Origin of the sequence: Bradyrhizobium sp. (assembly GCF_027307225.1) — a bacterium.
Classification (GTDB): domain Bacteria; phylum Pseudomonadota; class Alphaproteobacteria; order Rhizobiales; family Xanthobacteraceae; genus Bradyrhizobium.
In genome coordinates this window covers 1-18,833 of the sequence record NZ_DAHUXJ010000149.1, presented here as the reverse complement: position 1 = coordinate 18,833, position 18,833 = coordinate 1, and the positions used below count along the sequence as shown (strand labels likewise).

The following is an 18,833-nucleotide window of genomic DNA, read 5'->3' as shown; positions in this document are numbered from 1 at the left end:
TCACACCATCATCATCACGGGGTTTTCAATCAGCGTCTTGAAGGCGCCGATCAACTCGGCGCCAAGCGCTCCGTCGATCGCGCGGTGATCGCACGACAACGTCACGCTCATCATCTGGGCGATCTCGATCTTGCCGCCGCGCACAACGGGACGCTCCTCGCTGGTGCCGACCGCCAGGATCGTGGCGTGCGGCGGATTGATCACGGCGGTGAAGTGATTGATGCCGTACATGCCGAGATTGGACACGGCCGTGGTGCCGCCCTGGTATTCTTCCGGTTTGAGCTTGCGGGCCCGCGCGCGGGCGGCAAAGTCCTTCATCTCGTTCGAGATCGCCGACAGCGTCTTGGTTTCGGCCTTGCGGATGATCGGTGTGATCAGGCCGCCTGGCATGGCGACCGCAACTCCGATATCCGAGTGCTTGTGCTTGACCATGCCGCCTTCGGTCCAGCTCACATTGCAATTGGGAATCTTCTGCAACGCGACCGCCATCGCCTTGATGACGAAGTCATTGACCGAGAGCTTGTAGAGCGGCTTCTTCTCCTTGTCCTTCGGCGCGGCCGCATTGATCTCCTCGCGCGCGGCCACGAGCTTGCCGATCTCGCAGTCGATCGTGAGATAGAACGTCGGAATGGTCTGCACCGCAGCCGTGAGTCGCTGCGCAATCGTGCGGCGCATACCGTCATGCGGCACGATCTCGTAGCTGCCCGGCTCGAACAGCGCGAGAATCTGCTTGTCCGACATCGACGGTGCGAGTGCGGGTCCCGCGCCCGGTATCGCCGCCGGCGCTTTGAGCCCTTTGCCGGATTTGGCCTCCGCGACGTCGCGCGCGATGACGCGACCATGCGGACCCGTACCGGCGATGCGCGCAACGTCGATGCCGGCTTCCTTGGCCAGGCGCCGCGCGAGCGGCGACGAGAAGGTGCGCCCTTGGCCATTGGCCTGTGGTGCGGGGGATACCGCCTGCTGCGGAGGTGCTGCGGCGGGTTGCGGAGCTGGCGCGGCAGCCGGCGCTGGCGATGCCGGCTTTGGCGGAGGAGCTTCAGTCTTGGCCGGTGCCGGTGCGGGCTTTGCGGCCGCCGATGCGCTGGCGGATTTCACATCTTCGCCATCGCCGGCCAGCACCGCGATCACATCGTTGACGGCGACGTCCTGGGTGCCTTCAGGCACGAGGATCTTCGCGATGGTGCCCTCATCGACCGCCTCGACCTCCATGGTCGCCTTGTCGGTCTCGATCTCCGCGATCACGTCGCCGGACTTGACCTGATCGCCTTCCTTCTTGAGCCACTTGGCGAGATTGCCCTTCTCCATCGTCGGCGACAGTGCGGGCATCAGAATATTGATCGGCATGTGCTAGGCCCCGCTCAGTCAGCGATAACAAACAGCTTTGGCCGCCGCGACCACTTCGGCCACCGAAGGCAGTGCGAGCTTTTCCAGGTTGGCCGCGTAAGGCATCGGCACATCCTTGCCCGAGACGCGCGTCACCGGCGCATCGAGATAGTCGAAGGCGTGCTCCATGATCCTTGCTGCGACTTCGGCGCCGACACCGCTCTGCTGCCAGCCTTCCTCGACGGTGACGGCGCGTCCCGTCTTCCTGACCGATGCGACGATGGTCTCGGTATCGAGCGGGCGGATGGTCCTGAGGTCGACGATCTCGGCCTCGATGCCTTCCTTCGCCAACTCGTCGGCGGCTTTCAGCGCGTAACTCATGCCCATGGACCACGAGATGATCGTCACGTGGTTGCCAGTTCGCGCCACACGCGCCTTGCCGATCGGGATCACATAGTCGTCCAGCTTCGGTATCTCGCCGGTGTGACCGTAGAGCATTTCGTTCTCGAGGAAGATCACCGGGTTGGGATCGCGGATCGCCGCCTTCAGCAAGCCCTTGTAATCGGCAGCCGAGAACGGCGCGATCACCTTCAGGCCCGGGACCTGCGAATACCAGGCGGCGTAGTCCTGGCTGTGCTGGGCGGCGACGCGGGCGGCCGCGCCATTCGGGCCGCGGAAGACGATGGCGCAGCCCATCTGGCCGCCCGACATGTAGAGTGTCTTCGCCGCCGAATTGATGATCTGGTCGATCGCCTGCATGGCGAAATTGAAGGTCATGAACTCGACGATCGGCTTCAGGCCGCTCATCGCCGCGCCAACGCCAATGCCGGCAAAGCCATGCTCGGTGATCGGCGTATCGATCACGCGCCGGGCGCTGAACTCCTGCAACAGTCCCTGGCTGACCTTGTAGGCGCCCTGATATTCGGCGACCTCTTCGCCCATCAGGAACACGTCCGGGTCGCGCCGCATTTCCTCCGCCATGGCATCGCGCAACGCATCGCGGATGGTCATGGTCACCATCTCGGTGCCGGCGGGAATTTCCGGATCGGGCGGAGCAACAGCGCTCGGCGCCGCCGGAGCGGCGGCGGGTTCGCTCTTCGCCGCCGGTGCAGCGGGCGCATCGGCGGGCTTCTCTTGTTTCGCGGCCGCGGGGGCCGGCACCTTGGCGAGGTCGGACGCGCTTTCACCGTCGGCCAAGATGGTTGCAATCGGCGTGTTCACGGCAACGTCCGCGGTGCCTTCCGGGATCAGGATCCTGCCGAGCGTTCCCTCGTCGGTCGCCTCGACTTCCATCGTCGCCTTGTCGGTCTCGATCTCGGCGATCACATCGCCCGACTTGATCGTCTCGCCTTCCTTCTTCAGCCACTTGGCGAGGTTGCCTTTCTCCATCGTCGGCGAGAGCGCAGGCATGAGAACTTGAATGGGCATATCAACTCCGCAATTTTAAGCCGCGCTACGAACGCTTATCGATAGACGTCGGTATAAAGCTCGGACACGTCCGGCTCGGGATCGTGCTGCGCGAAATCCGCCGCCTCATTGACGACCTGGCGAACCTCTGCATCGATCTTCTTCAACTCGTCCTCGCTCATCTTCGCCGCAAGCAAACGGTTGCGGACCTGTTCGATCGGATCCTGATCGTGACGCACCTTTTCGACTTCCTCACGGGTGCGATATTTCGCCGGATCCGACATCGAATGGCCGCGATAGCGATAGGTTTGCATTTCCAGGATGTACGGCCCCTTGGCGGCGCGGCACCAGGCGACCGCCTTGTCGGCAGCGGCCTTGACCGCACGAACGTCCATGCCGTCGACCTGGTCGCCCGGAATGTTGAAGGAAGCGCCGCGCTTGGAGAAATCGGTCTGGGCCGATGAGCGCGTCACCGAGGTGCCCATGGCGTAACGGTTGTTCTCGATGACGTAGATCACCGGCAGTTTCCAGAGCTCCGCCATGTTGAAGCTCTCATAGACCTGGCCCTGGTTGGAGGCGCCGTCGCCGAAATAGGCCAGGCTGACAAAATCGTTGCCGCGATAACGGTTGGCGAATGCGAGCCCCGTGCCGAGCGACACCTGCGCGCCGACGATGCCATGGCCGCCGTAGAAATTCTCGGCCTTGCTGAACATGTGCATCGAGCCGCCCTTGCCCTTGGAATAGCCGCCACGGCGTCCGGTTAATTCAGCCATCACGCCCTTGGCATCCATCCCGCACGCGAGCATATGCCCGTGGTCACGGTATCCTGTTATGACTTGATCGCCCTTCTTTAAGGCCATCTGCATACCGACGACGACCGCTTCCTGACCGATATAGAGGTGGCAGAAGCCGCCGATCGCCCCCATGCCGTAAAGCTGACCGGCCTTTTCCTCGAACCGGCGGATCAGCAGCATGTCCCTTAGCGCCTTTAACTCCTGTTCCCTGGTGAAGGGAGGCGGCGCCCCCTGCTCCTCAGCGGTTTCATTGGCGGCGCTTTTTTTGGGAGGGGCCATGGCGTTTTCCGGAGTGAAGAGAAGCGAATTTGCTTTGTCTAGCTCAAGTCCAACCGCCTTGAAAGGATTTGCGTAAGCCGGAAATATCTCGTCATGCCGCACTGCAATGCGGCGCGACATTTTCGAAATCTATTTCGGAGAAATTTGTAATTTGAAGATCAATTCGAATGGATTATCCGAATGAGATCGTGCGGGTCGGCATAATCGAGCTGGTAGCGCGCGCGTTCGTCGAGCATATCAGGGTCGAGCCGGTCGGAGCGCAACAGCGAGACGCGTTGTTCGCCTTCGCTGCGCTCTTTTTTCAGACGCGCCAGTTCAGCCGTCAGCGTGATGACTTCCTGATCGAGTTCCTGCCGTGCATTCAACCCATATCTTCCGGTGTAGGCGTTGACCCAGAAATAGCCGATCATTCCCGCCGCCATCGAATAGAGGGCAAAACCTGTCAGAAACGACTTGAGACGTCTGCGCGATACCATGGGCGCAAGATGCGCCCGCGGGGTTAAGGGAATCCTAAGCGTGCCCCGAAACCCGCGAAAGCTCGAACCCAAACGGGCCTCGCCTATCCGTTCTGCTTTTCGACGAAGGCGGCGAAAGCATCCAGATATTGCTGAAGCACCTTCTGCAGGGATTCCTTGATGAGGTGGCCCTTTTCATCGAAGGCATCGCCCACGCCATTCAGATACATCTCGGGCTGCCCCATGATCGGGCCGGAAATGCCCGGCAGAATATTCTGCAAGTGCTTGGCGGCGGAAACGCCGCCGAGCGGCCCTGGCGAATTGGAAATGATACCGACAGGCTTGCCGAGGAACGAACTCTTGCCGTAGGGCCGCGAAGCGACGTCGATGGCGTTTTTCAAGACGCCCGAAATGGAGCGGTTATATTCGGGCGTCACAAAGATCACGGCCGCCGACTTCTGAATCCGCTCGCGGAAAGCGAGCCAGTCGGCCGGTGGGTTCGCCTCCAGATCCTGGTTGAAGAAAGAAATCCCGTGCGGCATGACGACGTCGAGCCTCAGCGCAGGCGGCGCCAGTTTGGCCAGTGCATTGGCGATTTTGAGGGTAAAGCTCTCCTTGCGGAGGCTGCCGGCGAGGACGAGGATGTGGTGCGGGCTCGACATGGTGTTTCCTTTGCTGGAAGCGCTGGGCTGCTTTCTAAGTCAACCTAGCGACCTCTGCGAAAGATGCAAGTGCATGAATTGGTACCACGCGTTTCTGAAACATTTTCCCGAACAAAAATCAGGCCGCCCGGAGGCGGCCTGATGGGAAAGCCTGGAACAATTCAGGCTTAAAGCACCGGATTGAAAGCGACCGGAATGAGCCGATAGCCGTTGCCGTCCTTCTCGACGTGACCGACCGCGGGGAACGGGAAGTGGAAGCCGACCACGGTCGCCTTTTCCGCCGCGGCCATGTCATAGAACTTGTGCCGGGTCTTCTGGGCGAGTTCGGGATCGGCGTCATAGGCAACGTGCCAATCCGGATTGCGCAGGAAGAACTCGGGGATATTGGTCACGTCGACCGCGATCAGGATCTTCGAGTTACCCGAAGCCAGCGCAAACGAAGTGTGTCCCGGTGTGTGACCGGGCGTGCCGATCGACGTCAGACCCGGCACAACTTCCTTGTCCCAATCGTACTTCGTCACGTTCTTTTCGATGCCGGTGTAGATCTTCTTCACGTTGGCGAAGTAGTTCTTCATCATCGGATTGGATTGAGCCTTGGCGGCATTTTCCTCGCTCATCCAGAAATCCCAGTCCTTCGCCGGCACCATGATCTCGGCATTCGGGAATGCCATCGAATTGTCGGCGGCGCGGATGCCGTTGGTGTGGTCCGGATGCAAGTGAGACACGACGACGGCGTCGATACTCTTGGGATCGATGCCGGCCGCGGCAAGATTTTGCAACAAGCGGCCGGCCTGACCCTTGGTCGCATTGAGAGCCGAGATGCCATTGCCGCAGTCGAGCAGGATGAGCTTGCTGCCGGTATTGATGAGTTGCGGATTGAACGGCACCGTCACCATGCCCTTCGGCATGTAGGCGGCCTCCGCAGCCGCGATCGCCTGATCCTTGCTGACATTGGTGACCCAGTTGTCCGGCAGCGGAAACGTGCGCGCGCCGTCGTTGATCGACGTGCATTCGATGCTGCCGACCTTGTAGCGATAGAAGCCCGGCGCCTGGTCGGTAGCCGCAGATGCGGTCGCATGGGCGTCTTCCGAGGCAAGCGGAAGGACGGATGCGGCGCCGATGGCGGCAACACCGGCCAGCAGGTTGCGGCGGCTCAGATCATTCATGGCTTTCCCCCTTTAGGTTTTGCTTGAGGGTTTTCTCACGTGATTGCGGGCGCGAATCTTCTCCCCCCGCCATACAAAGGCAAGTCAATTTGGCGTACCTGGTCCAATGGGAGACCCCCCGGCTCTGCCGGGGGGTCTCCCATTGGACTAGGTACGACTTTAGGCCCGCCGGCCTGAGCCACCCCAACCCCCCCGTCAATCCTTGCAGATCGGTTGCTACAGGAGTTCCCAGAACAAGCCGAGAACCGCGATATAGCCCAGCGTGAAGCTCAGCGTCCGCACATACGGAATGCCGACCCAGTAGACGACGGCGTGGACCACCCTGGTCCAGAAGAAGACAATCGCCCAGAAAGCTGTCGTGGCGTTGGCCTTGCCAGCGAGGTGAATAACAATCACCAGCACCGCGAACGGCGCGAGTGTCTCCACTGCATTCAGGTGAGCGCGGTTCGCGCGCATCCCCCACAACGGGACCTTTCGGGGTGAGGGGTCGACATAATTCTGCGGGGTCAGATTGCCGTTCGTCATGACCTGGCAGGCGATATAGGGAATCCATAACGAGGCCGTCAGGATGGCAGTAAAAGCCAGGTATTTCAGGTCCGTGGACATGGACGTATCCCCCTGTTTGATAATGTACCCCGATAACTCCTTGCTATGCTGGTAACCCAATCGAGAACGATCAGCCCTTACTGGGGTTGATCAGATACTTCTCACCGGTGGCGCGCTTACCGTAGACGGCAAGATGAGAGAGCTGGAGCGCTTCCTGCAACGAGACGACCTGCGTGTAGTGGCTCGCAAACGTGGTCTTCAGCTCGGAAACAACGCGCTGGCGAAGGCTCGTCACCTCGGCCGGTCCGACCTTCATGATAAACGGAAACAACAGCCAGCCGCCGACGCCCCAGGCCATTCCGAAAGACCGGTTCAACTCAACCGGACCGGGATCGAGCGAGCCGTAGATATAGACCTGCTTGTGCACGTTGGACCCATAACGGCTATAGGCCTTCGCCGTCTTGTTGATCGCCACCTCCATGCAGCCGAGAATCTGCCCCGCTAGCTTGCCGCCACCGATGGCATCAAACGCGATGGTCGCACCGGTTTCGGCGAGCGCGTCGGTCAGGTCGTTCAGGAATGTCGGCGACTTGGAGTCAACGACATGTTTGGCGCCGATCCTGCGCAGGATTTCGGCCTGCTCGGAACTGCGAACGATGTTGACCAGCGCGACACCGTCCTTGAGGCAGATCTTGTTGAGCATCTGCCCGAGATTGGAAGCGGCAGCCGTATGCACCAGCGCCTTGTGACCTTCGCGCCGCATGGTCTCGACCATGCCAAGCGCCGTCAGCGGATTGACGAACCAGGAAGCGCCTTCGGCGGGCGTCGTGCCTTCCGGGAGCACGGTACAATCGCTGGCCTTGATCGTGCGGTATTGCGCATACATCGCGCCGCCGATCATCGCGACGTTCTTGCCCATCAGCGCCTTTGCGGCATCGGACGATCCGGTTCTGATCACGACGCCGGCGCCCTCGTTGCCGACCGGCATGGATTGATCGAGACGCGCTCCCATTCCCCGCATCGCTGCCTCAGGCACGCGCGCAGTGATGACGGGTGCGTCCGTGGTCCCGCCCGCTTTCACGGTGCTCATATCGGCGGCGCCGACGAGAAGTCCAAGATCGGACGGGTTGATCGGTGCTGCCTCGACCCGGACCACGACCTCATCGGCCGCTGGCTCCGGTGTCGGGACATCAACCAGCGATATTTCGAGTTCGCCGCTTTTCTTGATCAACGAACGAAGCTGCAAACCGCTTTTGCCATCGGCGCTCATCACGTCCTCCCGTTAGGTTTCTTTGGGCTGATGATCTCGCGCTGGCTGCGAAACACAAGCCCCTGGCGGCCTTTTAGGCGAGCGCCTTCAGCGCAGCCCGCCCGCCATATATCGCCTGCGTACCCAATTCCTGTTCGATCCGCAGCAGCTGGTTGTACTTGGCGGTCCGGTCCGAGCGGGCCAGCGAGCCGGTTTTGATCTGCCCGCAGTTGGTGGCCACGGCCAGATCGGCGATCGTGGAATCCTCGGTTTCGCCGGAGCGGTGCGACATCACGGCGGTATAACCGGCCTTGTAGGCCATCTCGACGGCGGAAAGCGTCTCCGTCAGCGTGCCGATCTGATTGACCTTGACCAGGATGGAATTGGCGCGGCCATTCTTGATGCCGTCCGCCAGCCGCTTCACGTTGGTGACAAACAAGTCGTCGCCAACGAGCTGACATTTACCGCCGATCAGGCCAGTCAATTCCTTCCAGCCGTCCATATCGTCTTCCGACATGCCGTCCTCGATCGAGACGATCGGATAGCGCGAAGCAAGATCGGCGAGATACCTTGCCTGTTCCGAGCGTGAGCGGGTCTTCTTCTCGCCGCCGTAGACGTAGGCGCCTTCCTTGAAGAATTCGGTGGCCGCACAGTCGAGCGCCAGCATGACGTCGTTACCTGCCTTGTAACCGGCCTTGCCGATCGCACCCATGACGAACTCTAGCGCCGCATCGGCCGACGGCAGATTTGGCGCAAAACCGCCCTCGTCGCCGACATTGGTGTTGTGGCCGGCTTTCTTCAGCTCACCTCGCAGCGTGTGAAAAATCTCGGAGCCGCAGCGCAGCGCGTCGGCAAAACTCGAAGCCCCGACCGGCATGATCATGAATTCCTGGAAGTCGATCGGGTTGTCGGCGTGCACGCCGCCGTTGATGATGTTCATCATCGGGACCGGCAAGGTTCGCGCCGAGGTCCCGCCCACATAGCGGTAAAGGGGCATGTCAAAGGAAGCGGCGGCTGCCTTGGCGCAGGCGAGTGAAACGCCGAGAATGGCATTGGCGCCCAGCCGGCTTTTGTTCGGCGTGCCATCGAGGTCGATCATGATCTGGTCGATCTGCACCTGTTGCTCGACCGCGATATCGCTCAAGGCATCGCAGATTTCGCCGTTGACCGCAGCGACGGCCTTTTGCACGCCCTTGCCGAGATAGCGCGCCTTGTCACCGTCGCGCAGTTCGACCGCTTCATGCGCGCCCGTCGAAGCGCCTGATGGCACGGCGGCGCGGCCGAGCGAGCCGTCTTCCAGCACGACGTCAACTTCAACCGTGGGATTGCCGCGACTATCGAGAATTTCGCGGCCGATGATGTCGACGATAGCGGTCATGAGTGCCTCTTGAGATAAGGAGTGGTCGGAGGGGTTGGGCAGCTTCTACAGCAAGCGAATGGGGCGGAAAAGGTTGCCTTGCCCGTGACGGGAAAACTCGAATTGGCTAAAACGTGCACAACGGAGACCAATTATGTCCAGAAAGCCACGAAGGGCCCCAAAATCCGCAATCCAGCGGTCCGATTTACAGCTCGGCCGCGCCGTCGAATGGCCCTCAACGCCCGAGGCCGCCAGGCTCGACCACGTGCCTAATCCGCAGAGACACACCAATTACGTCGTGCGCTTTACCGCGCCGGAATTTACATCGCTATGCCCGGTCACCGGACAGCCTGATTTCGCTCATCTCGTGATTGACTACGTCCCCGGCCAATGGCTTTTGGAATCGAAGTCGCTGAAGCTCTATGTCGCGAGTTTCCGCAATCACGGTGCCTTTCATGAGGATTGCACGGTCATGATCGGCAAGCGGATCGCCGCGGAGATCAAGCCGAAATGGCTCAGGATCGGCGGCTACTGGTACCCGCGCGGCGGCATTCCGATCGACGTATTCTGGCAGACCGGTACCCTGCCGAAGGGAATGTGGATTCCTGATCAGGGCGTGGCGCCCTACCGCGGTCGCGGATGAAATGCCGCTCGTTGGTGTTTCGTTAGACTGGCAGCTCGACGGGGTGATGACATGGAATTGACGCCTGATATCACCGACTTCACCAGACGCGACATCAGCCTGCTCGGCAAAACCAAGCCGGTCCTTGTGACGGGGACTGGCGGTCCTGCGATCATTGTTGTTCACGAAATCTACGGCTTCACGCCAACTCTTGCGCGGTTTTGCCGATGGGTTCGTGATGCGGGTTTCCGCGTCTATGCCCCGATCCTGTTCGGCGAGCCCGATGCGAGCAATATCGAGAAGCCCTCCGTGGCGCGGATCGTCTCACTCTGCATTTCACGCGAATTCACCATCCTGCGCGCCAACACGTCGAGCCCCGTAACGGACTGGCTGCGCGCGCTGGCGCGCCTCGCCCACCAGGAGTGCGGAGGCCCCGGTGTCGGAGCTATCGGCATGTGCGTCACAGGCGGCTTTGCTCTGTCGATGGCGCTCGATCCCGTCGTGCTGGCGCCGGTTCTCGCGCAGCCCGGCGCGCCGGCGCTTTCCGCCGCGGCACTGGATATCGCTCTTCGCGATCTCGAGCAGGTCGTTGCCCGGACACGGCAGGGATTGAAGCTGCGCGGCTATCGCTTCGAAGGCGACGAGCTCTGCAAGGCGCCGCGGTTCGCAACGCTACGCACTACCTTTGGCGACGCCTTTTCTGGCTCCGAATTGCCTGACAGCGCCGGCCATCCCGGCGGCATGAAGGCCCGCGGAAAGCCACCGCATTCGGTCTTTACCGGAGACCTCATCGATGCGCCGGGCGAGCCGACCCGGGCGGCGGTCGACGAAGTCATCGCGTTCTTTCGTGAGGCCCTGGCATAGTTTCCAGGACGCAATATTAATCAAATAAATCGATTGATATAACGATTATAATCTGTTGGATTGAACGATCGAACACCGCGATGGTCGTTGGGCAAGAACAAGGAGCCCAACATGACCGATCGCGCCTCATCGCTCGCATCCAATGCCGATCCCGTTACACCGCATGTCAGGCGCGCACTGGCCGTCCTTCCGGGACTGCTGATGGTATCCGTGGTCGCTGCATCTGCCTATGGTTTGCGCGAGTTGCCAGGATTGACGGCGTTCAGTCCCCTGATCCTGGCGATCCTGATTGGCACCGCCCTTCACAATCTTGTCGGCACGCCGGTCATCGCCAAAGCCGGGGTCGCCTTCAGCATGCGGCGACTCCTGCGCCTCGGCATCATTTTGCTCGGGTTTCAACTGACCGTCAGCCAGATCATCGACGTCGGCGAGCGCGGCTTTCTCATCGTCGCCACCACGCTTCTCGCCACCTTCGTCTTCACGGTTTCGCTGGGACGATTGCTGGGCGTCGAACGAAAACTGGCGCAGTTGATTGCGGCCGGCACCTCGATTTGCGGTGCTTCCGCCGTCATCGCCACGAATACGGTGACCAACGGGGATGATGAGGATGTCGCCTATGCGGTCGCCTGCGTGACGATCTTTGGGTCGGTCGCGATGTTCGCCTACCCGCTTCTCCCGACACTCTTGCATCTCGATCCGCACGCCTTTGGATTGTGGTCTGGCGCTTCCATCCACGAGATCGCGCAAGTGGTCGCCGCAGCGTTCCAGTATGGGAAGTCGGCCGGGGAATTCGGCACGATCGCAAAGCTGTCGCGGGTCGTCCTGCTGGCGCCTGTCGTGATCGTGCTGGGCTGGCTTGCATCCCGTAGCGCCTCAACGCGAGCTTCGGCCTCGGCCGCTTCATCGCGGCTACCCATGCCGTGGTTTGTGCTTGGCTTCGTCGCCGTGGTCGGACTGAACAGCCTGATCACGGTTCCTGCCGCCGACAGGGCCGAGATCGCCGCCGTTACGACATTCCTGCTGTCTGTCGCACTTGCGGCGATGGGGCTGGAAACCGACCTTCGCAAGCTCATGGCAAGGGGCATCCGGCCGGCGCTGTTAGGCGCCCTCGCCTTCCTGTTCATTGCGAGCTTTAGTCTCATGCTGGTCAAACTGTTTGGATGAGGACGAATGACCCTCGAACAGCTGCGCATCTTCGTTGCCGTCGCCGAAAAGCAGCACGTCACGCGAGCCGCGAACGAACTCAATCTCACCCAGTCCGCCACGAGCGCTGCAATCGCGGCGCTCGAGGCGCGTTACGGCATCAAATTGTTCGACCGTGTCGGCCGGGGCATTGCGCTGACCCAGACCGGAAAGGATTTTCTCATCGAAGCCCGGGCGGTGCTGACCCGCGCGAGGGACGCGACGCAGGTTCTCAACGACCTTGCCGGCTTGAAGCGTGGCTCACTTTCCATCGCTGCAAGCCAGACGGTCGGAAATTATTGGCTGCCGAGCCGCATCCAGGCGTTTCACGCTGACTATCCCGGCATCGATTTGCGGCTGACGATTTCCAATACCGAACAGGTCGCGCAGGCGGTGCTGCAAGGCGGTGCCGATCTCGGCTTTATCGAGGGAGAAATCGACGCTGATCTCCTGACCGCGGAGAGAATTGACGGCGACAGCCTGATCCTGGCCGTAGGTAGCCGGCACCCGTGGGCCGGTCGACCGAAAGTCTCCGCGAAGGACTTGCCGACGACCACATGGGTGCTGCGTGAAGCTGGATCCGGCACGAGGTCCATGTTCGAAGCCGGGCTTCGCGCGAACGGACTTGAACTGTCCGATCTTCCGATAGCGCTGGAGTTTCCATCCAACGAAGCGGTCCGGTCTGCGGTCGAGGCCGGCCAGGCGGCCACGGCCATCTCGGACCTGGTGGCGGCGCGGTCGATCGCCGCCAGGACGCTCCACCGGGTCCGCTTCGGCCTGCCGCGCCGATCGTTCTACATCCTGCGCCACAAGGAGCGGCACGTCAGCCGTGCCGAAGACGCGCTGCTCAAGTCGCTGGGTTAAACTCGAGCGCGCGGGCCGAGAGGCTTGCCGCAAAGGTCGCGATCGCGATGATGTTGATCGCGGGCGGCATGCGATTACGCCGCCGCGGCACGGTCTGCGGCATCATCGCATCACGCTCTCAGGCATTGTTTTCAGGCATTCTTGGCGACCTTGTCGAACGCCATCAGCTTTCGCAGCAGGCCTTCGAACTCGCGCAGCGGCACCATGTTGGGTCCGTCGGATGGCGCGTGATCCGGGTCGGGATGGGTCTCGATGAAGACGCCGGCGACGCCGACCGCGACAGCTGCGCGCGCCAGAACCGGCACAAACTCGCGCTCGCCGCCCGATGACGTGCCTTTGCCGCCGGGCTGCTGCACCGAATGGGTCGCATCGAAAATGACCGGCGCACCCGTGGTACGCGCCAGGATCGGCAGTGCGCGCATATCGGACACCAAAGTGTTGTAGCCGAACGAGGCGCCCCGCTCGGTGACAAGCACCTTCGAATTGCCGGCGCCCGTAATTTTGGTCACGACGTTGGCCATGTCCCACGGCGCGAGGAACTGTCCCTTCTTGACGTTGACGACCTTGCCGGTGGCGGCAGCGGCCAGCAGCAAATCGGTTTGCCGGCACAGGAACGCCGGAATTTGCAGGACGTCGACGGCTTGGGCGACCTCGGCGCATTGGGTGGCTTCATGCACGTCGGTGAGGACAGGCAATCCCACCGACGCGCGTATTTCTGCAAGGATCGGCAATGCCTGCGCCAGACCTATTCCCCGCGCTGCGGAAGCGCTGGTTCGATTGGCCTTGTCGAAGGATGTCTTGTAGACGAGGCCGACCTTCAGACGATCAGAAATTTCCTTCAGCGCGGTCGCCACCTCAAGCCCATGCGTGCGGCTCTCGAGCTGACACGGGCCCGCGACGATCGAGATCGGCAGGCGATTGCCGAATTTGACCGGGCCAACGTCAACGATCTCTGCTGCGGAAGCGACTGGTTTCAAAGCCTTTTGTCCTGTTCACGGGCGACCATGCCGGGCGCGGAGACTGGGATCAACTCTCTTTTGCGGCCTCGAATATCAGGGTTGCACCAAAGCCCTCATCTGGCGGGATGATCAACCTCTCCCCGTTTCTCCGCACCGCCAGTCCGTTCTTCCGATGCAAGCCCTCGGCCCGGCTCAGGTCGGCGGCGGTAAAGCGCATGGCGCTGAGCACGATCCCCTCGCCGCTTGTCTTGACGGGGAATCCCAGGAGATCGCCAGCCGCTGAAGGATTAAGAATAACGATATCGCCATTCTTCGTGTGCGCGGCTACGCCATCCTCGCTCGAAGCGACAATCTTCACTCCCGTATAGGCCTCAAGGAAACTCTGATGGCTTACCGGATCCGCAGCAGTCATCACGACGCCGGGCACGCGCCGGGCCCCGTTGGCATGGTTCTGAAACGCCGGATTCCAGAAATTTTCCGGAAAATAATGCTGGCATGTGGCGAAGCGAAGATCGGGCGAATTCGGCTCGGCCGCAAAGGCCAGCGAGAAAGCCAGCTTGACCGTGCTGCCGTCGGGTCTCTTGCCTTCGCGGGTGAAATCGAATGTATCGAACGCACCGATGCCAATTGCCTCGAAGGCGCGCGCATCGGCTGCCGCATCCCGGCTATTGAGCAAGACCATCGAAAAGCCCTCGCGGTAAGCGAGGAAATCGCGGCTGAAAGCGCCGAACGAGAAAAATCGCGCCCTGTGGGCCACGATCTTTTCGGGTTCGGCGACTTCGAGAATTTCGATGTAGCAGTTCTTCAACTGCACGATGCGATTATGCGTCCCCCAAGGGTGGCGATTGCGCCCGCCCACCGTGAACCCGGCGCGGACATAGAATTCCGCTGCCGCGTCCACGTCACGGACGGCATGCACGATATGGTCAAGACCTTGGGGCATGGCGGGACCTTGCGCCCTTTGATGCTACTTCACGGAGGAGAACGAGGTCGGCACCAGCAATTGATTGACGATGTTGTCGACGATCTGCCCGTCGGCCTCGGTCTTGGCGCGTGCCGCGATCCATTCCGGATCGCTCTGGAACGCCGCCCATTTCTTTTCCCGGTCGGCAAGCGATTCCCAGGCGAGCAGATAGGTCAGCTCCTGATTGGATTCACCGACCAGCGTGGTGAAAAAGCCGGCCTGGCGAATGCCGTGCTTTTCCCAGAGCTTCAGCGTAATGGTCTCAAAGCGCTTCAGCAGCGCGGGCAGCCGGCCCGGCACGCAGCGATAGACGCGGGTTTCATAGATCATCGACGTACTCCCTTTGACCTTGTTTTTGTAATGGCGAGGGAGCGTCTTTTCGCAACAATCGGCGGGCCCGTCAAAGGCCCCCGACGCACGGCATTAGACCAGCCGCGACTGCACCACGGCGGCCTCGATAAACGAGGCAAAGAGCGGGTGGGGTTCGAACGGGCGGGACTTCAATTCGGGGTGGAATTGCACGCCGATGAACCACGGGTGGTCTTCGTACTCGACGATCTCAGGCAGGATGCCATCGGGCGAAAGCCCTGAGAACCGCAGGCCTTGCTGTTCGAGCCTGTCCTTGTAGGCGGTATTGACCTCATAGCGGTGACGGTGGCGTTCCGAAATTTCGGTGGCGCCGCCATAGACCGCCGAGACGCGGCTGCCGCGCCGCAGGCTGGCCTGATAGGCGCCAAGTCGCATCGTGCCGCCAAGATCGCCGTTCTTCGACCGCCGCTCCAGCTCGTTGCCGCGCAGCCATTCGGTCATCAAGCCGACAACCGGCTGCGGCGTCGGCCCGAACTCCGTGGAATTGGCATCCGCGATGCCGACGAGATTGCGCACGGCTTCGATGACCGCCATCTGCATGCCGAAACAGATGCCGAAATACGGCACGTTCCGTTCGCGTGCGAACTGCGCCGCCTTGATCTTGCCCTCGGCGCCGCGCTGGCCGAATCCGCCGGGCACGAGGATACCGTTGACGTGCTCCAGAAATGGCGCCGGATCCTCGTTTTCGAACACCTCGCTCTCGATCCAGTCGAGGTTGACTTTCACCTTGTTGGCGATGCCGCCATGCGACAAGGCCTCGATCAATGATTTGTAGGCGTCCTTCATGCCGGTGTACTTGCCGACGACGGCGATCGTCACCTGGCCTTCCGGATTTCGGACCCGCTCGTTGATGACGTGCCAACTTTGCAGCGCCGGTGGAATTTTTGAGGTGATGCCGAACGCCGCCAGCACCTCGTCGTCAAGACCGGCGGCGTGGTAGGCCTCCGGCACGGCATAGATATTATCGACGTCGCGCGCCTCGATCACCGCGCTCTCGCGCACATTGCAGAACAGGCCGAGCTTGCGCCGTTCCTCCTTCGGGATCGGACGATCGGTTCGGCATAGCAGAATATCCGGCTGAATGCCGATCGAACGCAATTCCTTCACGGAATGCTGGGTCGGTTTCGTCTTGAGTTCGCCCGCGCTCGGGATGAACGGCAACAGGGTCAGGTGAATGTAGATCGCATGATCGCGCGGCAGGTCGTTCTTGACCTGACGGATCGCCTCGAAGAACGGCAGGCCCTCGATGTCGCCGACCGTGCCGCCGATCTCGCACAGCACGAAGTCGAAATCGTCGTTGCTGTCGAGGATGAAATCCTTGATCGCGTTCGTCACATGCGGGATCACCTGGATGGTGGCGCCGAGATAATCGCCGCGTCGTTCCTTGGTGATGATGTCCTGGTAGATGCGGCCCGTGGTGATGCTGTCCGCTTTCGTTGCGGGACGCCCCGTGAAGCGTTCATAATGACCGAGATCGAGATCGGTCTCCGCACCGTCATCGGTCACGAACACTTCGCCATGCTGGTAGGGCGACATCGTGCCGGGATCGAGATTGAGATAGGGATCGAGCTTGCGCAGCCGAACCTTGTAGCCACGCGCCTGCAACAGCGCGCCGAGAGCCGCCGATGCCAGACCTTTTCCGAGCGAGGAAACCACGCCGCCGGTGATGAAGATGTACCGCGCCATGGGACTTAACCTTTAAGGCCACAGGTCCGATTCGCCAAAACGAAAAGGCTCTTCGCCGCGAAATTTTCACGGCCTGTGGGTGACGCCAAAATTAAAGAGATATCAGCGGCTTGATATAGACTGCTGATGCAGCACGGTAGAGGGCCACGCTGCATGGCCCTCCCGCTTTATTGCGAATTTCGCTTATTGCGAGTGCGGCGCTTCCGGGCCTGACGGCGCGGGCGGAGTTTGCTGCTGCTCGGATTTCTTCAACGAATCCAGAACGCCTCCGCTCGATGGCGTCGCCGGAGTCCCGGACTGCGACTGCGACGCTGGAAGAATCGAGCTTGGCTTGCGGTCGTAGCTGGCAAGCCACGACAAGAGCAGGCTGGTCAAGAAAAAGCCGGTCGCCAACACAGCGGTCGTGCGCGACAGCAGATTGGCCGTACCGCGGCTCGACATGAAGCCCGCGCCGCCACCCATGCCCAGGCCGCCGCCTTCCGATTTTTGCAGCAGGACGGTCGCGATCAGCGTCGCGACGATCATCAAATGGATTACGATAATGACAGTCTGCATGTCGACCTTTCGTCGCAAACCGAAGCTGTCCGGCAGCCGGTTTCGGTTTTGCGGGGATAGATTTGGGCGGGGTGTTACACGATTGCACGGGGCATTGTCACCCCCGGCACCACCCTACTTCCAGTTAGGGGCAGCCAGCCGCAATCGCAAGGAAGTCGGAGGCTTTCAGGCTTGCCCCGCCAACCAGCGCGCCGTTCACGTTGGCGACCCCCATTAATTCCCGCGCGTTGGACGGTTTGACCGAGCCGCCATAGAGAATGCGCATCCGGGCACCCTCTCCGTTAAACCGGGTGCCCAACGTCTCCCTTATAAACTGATGAATTTGCTCCACATCCTTGACCGTCGGCGTCAAGCCGGTGCCGATGGCCCAAATCGGCTCATAGGCCACCACGAGGTTGTCCGCGCGGGTCCCATCCGGCAGCGAGCCCTGAAGCTGGCCGCGGCAAATCTCCAGCGTCTGCCCGGCATCGCGCTGGCTCTGGGTTTCGCCGATGCAGACGATGGCCAGAAGTCCCGCGCGCCAAGCGGCCTCCGCCTTCTGCCGCACCAAGGCATCGCTTTCGCCGTGATCCGCTCGACGCTCCGAGTGGCCGACAATGACCGCGCTTGCGCCCGCATCGGCCAGCATTTCGGCAGATATATCGCCCGTGTGGGCGCCAGAGACCTTCGGATCGCAGTCCTGGCCGCCAATTCCGATATCCCGAGAGCCGACCAATTTCGCGGAAAAAGCTGAAATCAGCGTGGCGGGCGGACAAACCAGAAGGTCCGCCTTCCCCGCCACCTGCGGGGCACCAGCGATCATGGCTTCGAACTCGGCCATCGAGGAATGCAGGCCGTTCATTTTCCAGTTGCCGGCGACCAATGGCCGAATGGTGGGGCTCATATCCGAAAGTTCCTTCAAGGGACCAAAGTCAGGACAATCGCTAGCAGAGCCCATCAAACTCGGCCAGATCGGGCCAGGCGCCATCGTGCGGACGTTAACTCTCTCAATTGCAGCAATGCGCTGGTTGCGAGGGAGTGGCCACCACTTTATGATGCGTTATCAATCCGGTGACGCTCTTTTGTGGCATTCGAAAAACGAATTCCCGCGGGCAGCCTTCGGTTCCCTCCTGCCAACAAGTTGGACCCAATGCTTCGAGGAATACGCAAAGCCTCATCAAACTGGCTCGGCAAAATTATCATGGCCATCGTGATGGGCGTCCTGATCGTCAGTTTCGGCATTTGGGGCATCGCCGACATTTTCAGGGGCTTTGGACAGTCGTCGTTGGCCAAGGTTGGGCACACGGAGATATCGACCGAGCAATTCCGCCGGATCTTCACCGACCGCCTGCAACAGATCGGTCGCCAATTCCATCGTCCGCTTTCGAACGAACAGGCCCGCGCCCTCGGTATCGACCGGCAGGTGCTGCAGCAAACCATTGCTGAGACCACGTTGGATGAAGAAGCCAAGCGGCTCGGACTCGGACAGTCCAATGAAGAAACGTTGAAAATGATCATGGACGATCCGAGCTTCAAGGGCTCCAACGG

At 61.1% G+C, this 18,833-nt stretch carries 21 protein-coding genes; 5 read left to right on the top strand and 16 right to left on the bottom strand.

Annotation, left to right across the window (positions count from 1 at the left end):
- The 9 genes from M6D32_RS24860 to eno all read right to left on the bottom strand — a co-directional run bounded on the left by M6D32_RS24860 (position 1) and on the right by eno (position 9,262).
- Entirely contained in the window at positions 1-1,347 is a 1,347-nt protein-coding gene (locus M6D32_RS24860) for a pyruvate dehydrogenase complex dihydrolipoamide acetyltransferase (protein ID WP_298261308.1), read from the bottom strand.
- Positions 1,348-1,365: 18 nt separating this feature from the next.
- Positions 1,366-2,754 carry a pyruvate dehydrogenase complex E1 component subunit beta gene (locus M6D32_RS24855; protein WP_298261306.1) on the bottom strand — a complete coding sequence of 463 codons (1,389 nt, stop codon included), beginning with the start codon at positions 2,752-2,754 and terminating at the stop codon, positions 1,366-1,368.
- Between the two features lie 35 nt (positions 2,755-2,789).
- Complete coding sequence (gene pdhA / locus M6D32_RS24850; RefSeq protein ID WP_298261304.1) at positions 2,790-3,806, bottom strand: pyruvate dehydrogenase (acetyl-transferring) E1 component subunit alpha; 1,017 nt, start codon at positions 3,804-3,806, stop codon at positions 2,790-2,792.
- A 158-nt stretch (positions 3,807-3,964) separates the two neighbouring features.
- Complete coding sequence (locus tag M6D32_RS24845) at positions 3,965-4,282, bottom strand: septum formation initiator family protein (protein WP_298261302.1); 318 nt, start codon at positions 4,280-4,282, stop codon at positions 3,965-3,967.
- 83 nt (positions 4,283-4,365) lie between these two features.
- Entirely contained in the window at positions 4,366-4,923 is a 558-nt protein-coding gene (locus M6D32_RS24840) for an NADPH-dependent FMN reductase (RefSeq protein WP_298261300.1), read from the bottom strand.
- A 167-nt stretch (positions 4,924-5,090) separates the two neighbouring features.
- Entirely contained in the window at positions 5,091-6,089 is a 999-nt protein-coding gene (locus M6D32_RS24835; protein ID WP_298261298.1) for an MBL fold metallo-hydrolase, read from the bottom strand.
- Positions 6,090-6,305: 216 nt separating this feature from the next.
- Positions 6,306-6,695 (bottom strand): MAPEG family protein, encoded by a 390-nt coding sequence (locus tag M6D32_RS24830; RefSeq protein WP_298261296.1) that lies wholly within the window; start codon positions 6,693-6,695, stop codon positions 6,306-6,308.
- A gap of 70 nt (positions 6,696-6,765) precedes the next feature.
- The gene (locus M6D32_RS24825) at positions 6,766-7,905 is read right to left on the bottom strand and encodes a zinc-binding dehydrogenase (RefSeq protein ID WP_298261294.1); all 1,140 of its coding nucleotides are present in this window, start codon (positions 7,903-7,905) and stop codon (positions 6,766-6,768) included.
- 73 nt (positions 7,906-7,978) lie between these two features.
- Positions 7,979-9,262 carry a phosphopyruvate hydratase gene (gene eno, locus M6D32_RS24820; RefSeq protein ID WP_298261293.1) on the bottom strand — a complete coding sequence of 428 codons (1,284 nt, stop codon included), beginning with the start codon at positions 9,260-9,262 and terminating at the stop codon, positions 7,979-7,981.
- Between the two features lie 133 nt (positions 9,263-9,395).
- Between eno and queF the strand changes: the two genes are divergently transcribed.
- From queF to M6D32_RS24800, 4 genes are all read left to right on the top strand, one after another.
- Positions 9,396-9,884: a preQ(1) synthase gene (gene queF / locus M6D32_RS24815; RefSeq protein ID WP_298261292.1), complete on the top strand. Its 489-nt coding sequence runs from the start codon at positions 9,396-9,398 to the stop codon at positions 9,882-9,884.
- A 51-nt stretch (positions 9,885-9,935) separates the two neighbouring features.
- Complete coding sequence (locus tag M6D32_RS24810; protein WP_298261291.1) at positions 9,936-10,727, top strand: dienelactone hydrolase family protein; 792 nt, start codon at positions 9,936-9,938, stop codon at positions 10,725-10,727.
- Between the two features lie 111 nt (positions 10,728-10,838).
- Positions 10,839-11,891 carry a YeiH family protein gene (locus M6D32_RS24805; RefSeq protein ID WP_298261290.1) on the top strand — a complete coding sequence of 351 codons (1,053 nt, stop codon included), beginning with the start codon at positions 10,839-10,841 and terminating at the stop codon, positions 11,889-11,891.
- Positions 11,892-11,897: 6 nt separating this feature from the next.
- Positions 11,898-12,773 carry a LysR family transcriptional regulator gene (locus M6D32_RS24800; protein ID WP_298261289.1) on the top strand — a complete coding sequence of 292 codons (876 nt, stop codon included), beginning with the start codon at positions 11,898-11,900 and terminating at the stop codon, positions 12,771-12,773.
- Here M6D32_RS24800 and M6D32_RS24795 read toward each other — a convergent pair.
- The 7 genes from M6D32_RS24795 to tpiA form a co-directional block, all read right to left on the bottom strand.
- Positions 12,757-12,879, bottom strand: coding sequence for a hypothetical protein (locus M6D32_RS24795; protein ID WP_298261288.1), 123 nt, complete (start codon positions 12,877-12,879; stop codon positions 12,757-12,759). The two genes, M6D32_RS24800 and M6D32_RS24795, sit on opposite strands and share 17 nt — an antisense overlap.
- 25 nt (positions 12,880-12,904) lie before the next feature.
- Positions 12,905-13,750 carry a 3-deoxy-8-phosphooctulonate synthase gene (gene kdsA / locus M6D32_RS24790; protein WP_298261287.1) on the bottom strand — a complete coding sequence of 282 codons (846 nt, stop codon included), beginning with the start codon at positions 13,748-13,750 and terminating at the stop codon, positions 12,905-12,907.
- A gap of 49 nt (positions 13,751-13,799) precedes the next feature.
- Entirely contained in the window at positions 13,800-14,675 is an 876-nt protein-coding gene (locus M6D32_RS24785; protein WP_298261286.1) for a VOC family protein, read from the bottom strand.
- A 24-nt stretch (positions 14,676-14,699) separates the two neighbouring features.
- On the bottom strand, positions 14,700-15,026 hold the full coding sequence (locus tag M6D32_RS24780) for an NIPSNAP family protein (protein ID WP_298261285.1): 327 nt from the start codon (positions 15,024-15,026) through the stop codon (positions 14,700-14,702).
- Between the two features lie 93 nt (positions 15,027-15,119).
- A complete protein-coding gene (locus M6D32_RS24775; RefSeq protein ID WP_298261284.1) occupies positions 15,120-16,751 on the bottom strand; it encodes a CTP synthase in 1,632 nt (543 codons plus the stop codon).
- Between the two features lie 183 nt (positions 16,752-16,934).
- Positions 16,935-17,306 (bottom strand): preprotein translocase subunit SecG, encoded by a 372-nt coding sequence (gene secG, locus M6D32_RS24770; RefSeq protein WP_298261283.1) that lies wholly within the window; start codon positions 17,304-17,306, stop codon positions 16,935-16,937.
- Positions 17,307-17,430: 124 nt separating this feature from the next.
- Positions 17,431-18,189, bottom strand: a complete 759-nt coding sequence (gene tpiA / locus M6D32_RS24765) for a triose-phosphate isomerase (RefSeq protein ID WP_298261282.1) — start codon at positions 18,187-18,189, stop codon at positions 17,431-17,433.
- A 246-nt stretch (positions 18,190-18,435) separates the two neighbouring features.
- Here tpiA and M6D32_RS24760 point away from each other — a divergent pair.
- The coding region (locus M6D32_RS24760) for a SurA N-terminal domain-containing protein (RefSeq protein WP_298261503.1) at positions 18,436-18,833 on the top strand (398 nt) is incomplete at its 3' end.

Excerpts from the sequence above, each read along its gene's own strand:
- M6D32_RS24780 (WP_298261285.1), bottom strand. The coding sequence starts at position 15,026 with ATGATCTATGAAACCCGCGTCTATCGCTGCGTGCCGGGCCGGCTGCCC.
- M6D32_RS24810 (WP_298261291.1), top strand. The coding sequence starts at position 9,936 with ATGGAATTGACGCCTGATATCACCGACTTCACCAGACGCGACATCAGC.
- M6D32_RS24795 (WP_298261288.1), bottom strand. The coding sequence starts at position 12,879 with ATGATGCCGCAGACCGTGCCGCGGCGGCGTAATCGCATGCCGCCCGCG.
- queF (WP_298261292.1), top strand. The coding sequence starts at position 9,396 with ATGTCCAGAAAGCCACGAAGGGCCCCAAAATCCGCAATCCAGCGGTCC.
- M6D32_RS24860 (WP_298261308.1), bottom strand. The coding sequence starts at position 1,347 with ATGCCGATCAATATTCTGATGCCCGCACTGTCGCCGACGATGGAGAAG.
- M6D32_RS24825 (WP_298261294.1), bottom strand. The coding sequence starts at position 7,905 with ATGAGCGCCGATGGCAAAAGCGGTTTGCAGCTTCGTTCGTTGATCAAG.
- M6D32_RS24805 (WP_298261290.1), top strand. The coding sequence starts at position 10,839 with ATGACCGATCGCGCCTCATCGCTCGCATCCAATGCCGATCCCGTTACA.
- M6D32_RS24855 (WP_298261306.1), bottom strand. The coding sequence starts at position 2,754 with ATGCCCATTCAAGTTCTCATGCCTGCGCTCTCGCCGACGATGGAGAAA.
- M6D32_RS24835 (WP_298261298.1), bottom strand. The coding sequence starts at position 6,089 with ATGAATGATCTGAGCCGCCGCAACCTGCTGGCCGGTGTTGCCGCCATC.
- M6D32_RS24845 (WP_298261302.1), bottom strand. The coding sequence starts at position 4,282 with ATGGTATCGCGCAGACGTCTCAAGTCGTTTCTGACAGGTTTTGCCCTC.
- eno (WP_298261293.1), bottom strand. The coding sequence starts at position 9,262 with ATGACCGCTATCGTCGACATCATCGGCCGCGAAATTCTCGATAGTCGC.
- M6D32_RS24775 (WP_298261284.1), bottom strand. The coding sequence starts at position 16,751 with ATGGCGCGGTACATCTTCATCACCGGCGGCGTGGTTTCCTCGCTCGGA.
- M6D32_RS24840 (WP_298261300.1), bottom strand. The coding sequence starts at position 4,923 with ATGTCGAGCCCGCACCACATCCTCGTCCTCGCCGGCAGCCTCCGCAAG.
- M6D32_RS24785 (WP_298261286.1), bottom strand. The coding sequence starts at position 14,675 with ATGCCCCAAGGTCTTGACCATATCGTGCATGCCGTCCGTGACGTGGAC.
- tpiA (WP_298261282.1), bottom strand. The coding sequence starts at position 18,189 with ATGAGCCCCACCATTCGGCCATTGGTCGCCGGCAACTGGAAAATGAAC.
- pdhA (WP_298261304.1), bottom strand. The coding sequence starts at position 3,806 with ATGGCCCCTCCCAAAAAAAGCGCCGCCAATGAAACCGCTGAGGAGCAG.
- M6D32_RS24830 (WP_298261296.1), bottom strand. The coding sequence starts at position 6,695 with ATGTCCACGGACCTGAAATACCTGGCTTTTACTGCCATCCTGACGGCC.
- M6D32_RS24800 (WP_298261289.1), top strand. The coding sequence starts at position 11,898 with ATGACCCTCGAACAGCTGCGCATCTTCGTTGCCGTCGCCGAAAAGCAG.
- secG (WP_298261283.1), bottom strand. The coding sequence starts at position 17,306 with ATGCAGACTGTCATTATCGTAATCCATTTGATGATCGTCGCGACGCTG.